This is a genomic window from Streptomyces sp. NPDC002130 (assembly GCF_040296465.1).
Classification (GTDB): Bacteria; Actinomycetota; Actinomycetes; order Streptomycetales; family Streptomycetaceae; genus Streptomyces.
The window spans coordinates 1-4,055 of record NZ_JBEOXI010000439.1 but is presented as its reverse complement, the minus strand read 5'-3'; the positions used below and the strand labels follow the sequence as shown (position 1 = coordinate 4,055).

Annotated in this window: 6 protein-coding genes; 2 read left to right on the top strand and 4 right to left on the bottom strand. The window is 61.9% G+C overall.

The window, feature by feature from the left end; all coding sequences use genetic code 11:
- Positions 1-130: 130 nt before the first annotated feature.
- The 4 genes from ABT116_RS40510 to ABT116_RS40495 form a co-directional block, all read right to left on the bottom strand.
- Positions 131-1,681, bottom strand: a complete 1,551-nt coding sequence (locus ABT116_RS40510) for a YhjD/YihY/BrkB family envelope integrity protein (RefSeq protein ID WP_064442830.1) — start codon at positions 1,679-1,681, stop codon at positions 131-133.
- Positions 1,678-2,076, bottom strand: a complete 399-nt coding sequence (locus ABT116_RS40505) for a hypothetical protein (protein WP_350835159.1) — start codon at positions 2,074-2,076, stop codon at positions 1,678-1,680. The genes ABT116_RS40510 and ABT116_RS40505 overlap by 4 nt, the downstream gene beginning before the upstream one ends.
- Entirely contained in the window at positions 2,063-2,626 is a 564-nt protein-coding gene (locus ABT116_RS40500; RefSeq protein ID WP_003943350.1) for a hypothetical protein, read from the bottom strand. The genes ABT116_RS40505 and ABT116_RS40500 overlap by 14 nt, the downstream gene beginning before the upstream one ends.
- Positions 2,627-2,728: 102 nt before the next feature.
- Positions 2,729-2,995: a hypothetical protein gene (locus ABT116_RS40495; RefSeq protein ID WP_037130799.1), complete on the bottom strand. Its 267-nt coding sequence runs from the start codon at positions 2,993-2,995 to the stop codon at positions 2,729-2,731.
- 356 nt (positions 2,996-3,351) lie between these two features.
- On the opposite strand from ABT116_RS40495, the gene ABT116_RS40490 reads away from it, so the two are divergent.
- Together ABT116_RS40490 and ABT116_RS40485 are read left to right on the top strand one after the other, a co-directional pair.
- Positions 3,352-3,663: a hypothetical protein gene (locus tag ABT116_RS40490; RefSeq protein WP_125053497.1), complete on the top strand. Its 312-nt coding sequence runs from the start codon at positions 3,352-3,354 to the stop codon at positions 3,661-3,663.
- A 168-nt stretch (positions 3,664-3,831) separates the two neighbouring features.
- Positions 3,832-4,055: thiamine phosphate synthase (locus tag ABT116_RS40485; RefSeq protein ID WP_351645058.1), on the top strand; the 224-nt coding region annotated here is incomplete at its 3' end.

The window sequence follows — 4,055 nt, the reverse complement described above, 5'->3', positions numbered from 1 at the left end:
TCCGCTTTGGCGGCGAGCGCGGCGACGGTGTCCGCGAGATCGGCGCGCTGTTCTTCCACGCTCCGCTCCGGGTCAGTCGACGCGGTCGCCCCAGGTGGAATGCTCTCGGACGGGTTGTCATGACTGTCGGTCATCGGATGCCCTTCTTGATGGTGGAGATGTCTTCGCTGACGCTGGCCGCGGTGTCCTGCGGAACTGGTGGTAGTGCCTTCTTGGATCGGGTTGCGCCCACCGCGGCCACCGCTCCGCCGATCATCAGAACAGTAACGCCGACGATCAGCGCTGCGAGCCAGGGGGCAACGACGGTGGCGAGTCCGAGTACTGCTGCGGCGATCAGAGTTGCGAGTCCGAACAACGCCAAGACGGCTCCCGCTCCGGAGATGCCGATCCCGATCCCGAGTCGGGTGCCTTTGTTTTTGACTTCGTCCAGTCCGGCGGCGATTTCAGTGCGCACCAGTGTCGACACTTGCTCGGTGAGTCGCTCGACGAGTTGAACGGTCGACAAGTCCGCCGCTTGGGGGGAGTTCGGCGTAGGGGTGCGCTCAGCGTGGTCGCGTGTGGGATCACTCATCGGTGTTCCTCCCGGTTTCGGTGGGTACGGGTCGGCAGAACTAGCAGCCCTGGACTTTTCGCTACCGTGGTCGGAGATGTGCGCCTGACGCAACTCTCGCCCACGTTCGACCTCGTCGGCGTCTTTCTGGGCGTTCTTGTCCGAGACGCGAGTGTCTCTGGGCGGGAGTTGGAGTTGTTCTTCGGCGGCGATCCCGGCTTGAAGTTGTCGTCCGCGTTCGAGTTCGGAATCGAGTTCTGCGCCGAACAGCAGTGCAAGGTTGGTGATCCACAACCACAGCAGGAACACGATCGCGCCGGCGAGGGAGCCGTAGGTCTTGTTGTAGCTGCTGAAGTTGGCGACGTAAAACCCGAAACCGACCGATGCGAGGATCCACACCACAATGGCCAGGGCGGCGCCGCCGCTGATCCACCGAAACTTCGGTTGCTGGATGTTCGGAGTGGCGTAATACAGAATCGCAACGGCGAGAACGACGAACACCAGCACCACCGGCCAGCGAGCGATATTCCAGACAGTCAAGGCGGTGTCTCCCGCCCCGATCACATCGCCGATCGCTCGTGCAACGGGCCCACTGATCGCCAACATCGCTGCAGCGCAACCGATCAACGTCAACGCGACGATAGTCACCAGCAGCATCACCGGCCGAAGTTTCCACACTGGACGGCCTTCGTCGACCTCGTACATGCGGTTCATCGCACGCCCGAACGCTCCGACATACCCGGAAGCGGACCATAGCGCGCCCGCGATACCGGCGATGAGGGCGAACCCAGCCGCCGGGGCTTGCACGAGCTGCTGAATCGGTCCCCTCAGGGTATCCACTGCCGAGGATGGACCGAGGGCGCCGACAATTTGCAAAACCGCATCCACGGTCGACTGACCTTGGCCGAATACTCCGAGAAGGGAAACCACTGCCAGGATCGCCGGAAACAGCGACAGCACAGCGTAATACGTCAACGCAGCCGCGAGGTCAGTGCACTGATCACGCGAGAACTGGCGAGCGGTCGAGCGCAGTACGTAGAGCCACGACGATTTCGTCAGCTCGGTCGGCGACTGCGGTTTGCGAGGGTCGTCCGGGTCCGCCTCGACCGGAGCGGTGTCAGCGCCGGTCATCTCTGATCAGTTCCTCTCGCTCGAACTTGTACGTAGTAGTTGCGCAAAACCTGTTCGTCATCAGGAGTTAGAGCATCGACATGTCCCCGCTCCGGTGCACCGCTGACCTGGGCGCCGGTGAACGGCACTCGCAGGCTTTGCCCGTCACGATAAGCACCAGTCAGGGGAACCAAGGCATACCCAGCGTCATCGAAGTCCACAGTCACCCAATGCGGTGACGCTGTGATCGGATCGAGAAGCAACGACCCGATCACACCGATAACATCGCCGTCAACTCCGATTACCTGCCCTCCGCGCAGCAGTCGAGCGTCCTCCACCGTAATCGTCGAACTGTCACTGTTTTGCATCATCAATCGTGTCTGTTCGGGAAACAGTGCGGGTTCACTTGCGGACACGACGGGCCAGAGTGGAACCGAGCCCGGTGAGAATTTGTGCGGGGCGTTGCTGCTCGCCCTGCTGCGCTCCCAGAACGACGATGGCCCCGGTCAGAGCCGGCAGAGCCCACTGCACATACTGCAGTTGCCGCTGAGCGGCGGTGACCTCGTCGGGGGTCGAGGGCGCCGGTTCGGTAGCACCCTCGACGTATTCGCCGTCTGCTGTGGCGATCTTGGCTCCGAGGACACCGCTGTATGCGGTCGCCGCAAGGGCAGCGCCCGTGACAACGATCTTGGTGATCGTGTTCGCTTTGACCCCGCCCTGGTGTTGCGCTCGGTCCCTGTTCGCATACAGCAGTGCCCCGCCGCCGACGAGGTGAGCACCGATAGCGGCCGCGTTGACCGGAGCCCATTTCGCCCATCCCAACGAGGCGACCCGTGCGCGGTCCTGGGGGTCACGAACCGCATCGGCGGCGCCGTTAAGACCGACTGCCCCCATCAGCGAGCCGCCGAACCATGCTGCTGCTCCGAGGTCGTGCAGACTGCGAATGACGGTATTACGTGATGGCATAAGTTCCTCCTGGACTGGGATGGACGGTGGCGTCGGGGGATGTCGCCGACTTCGAAGCCGCTCGATGTCGCGAGGTGAGTTGCGGCAGCGAACTGTGGTCTCTCACGTAGTGAGCGTGCCTAGAACGAAGCGGAAAGCTACCGCGGTGCCGAGCGTAATTGCCAAGCCTGCGGCGACGTTGGTAAGCAGCCACCCCACCGTGAGGCCCAGGACAACAGCTGCCATGACCACCAACGCGACATCGATGAAAGGCCCACGCGGGATGCCTCGAAGCATCGAAGCGATACGCCGCCCGACATCCGCTGCACCCCAGCTCGCGCAGGTGAAGCTGATCTCGCTGTGCCGAGTTGGTGAGACGGCGATCGTCATTATCGGGCTCCCGACTCTGTGAGTGCTTTCTTCGTACCTACGTCAACAACACTCTAAAATCTATACCATCGGATACAGATTATGAACAGCTGCCGAGCTGTCCACCGATTGAAAGGGGCTGCGTCATTGGTTGTTGCGTAGTTTCCTGATCTGCGGAGATTTCGTTCTCCGTCAACGGCCGAGGGCTCCCTTCTTTCTCATCCGTGTTGAGCACATAACCGCTGAGTACACGTTCGGGCTTCCATCTATGCGGGCCCAGAGGTGTGGAGGTCTTCTGAAGATCGCGGGCATTGAAGCAGAGTGGAAGGGGCAGAAGCTGGCAGAACCCGCCTTTGGTGTCTAAGGATTGGACGTCTATGCGCGCCGATATGGAGGGGCAAGTTGTGGAGTGGTTCGTATCGATATGGGATGAGGGATCCGGTTTTCTTCGCTATCGCGGCGGCTCCGGGTCCGATCGTGGGTGGGTGATCGAGCAGGTGGTTGCGGCGGGTTGCGCCGTCGCGTTCGGTGGTGATGGTTCGATGACCGGCCTTGTGGGAAACGCGGTTATTGCCGGCATGCCGATGGATTCGATCGCCTTCGGCGACTCGGCAATCAGCGATGATGATCTCGTCCGGTTGATCAGCGCCCGTTTCGATCGCGCGTGGGGCTGTATATCGCCTACCTGAGTTCCCCGTGCTCCCGACGTCTCTACCGGACTTTATTCCGCGAATGAAGAAAATATGTATCGTGGAGGTCAGATTAAATTTTTGTGCGTATGCAGTTAGGGCGAGGCCAAGGACGAACTGGTAGCGCTGGGCATTCTCGCGGCAGCAGCGCGACGCCACGGCGCATTGTTGGCCGTCAACGATCGCGCGGATCTCGCGATGGCTTCCGGTGCCGACATCCTCCACCTCGGCCAGAACGACATTCCGGTCCCCTACGCGCGAACCGTTGTCGGTGAAGACGTCGTCATCGGCCGTTCGACGAGCAGTCGCGCGCAGGCCAGTCTGGCCGCCATCGAAGAGGGCGTCGACGGGCTCGGCCCGCGCTGCGGGGTGGGTGTAGCGGGCGAGTCCGT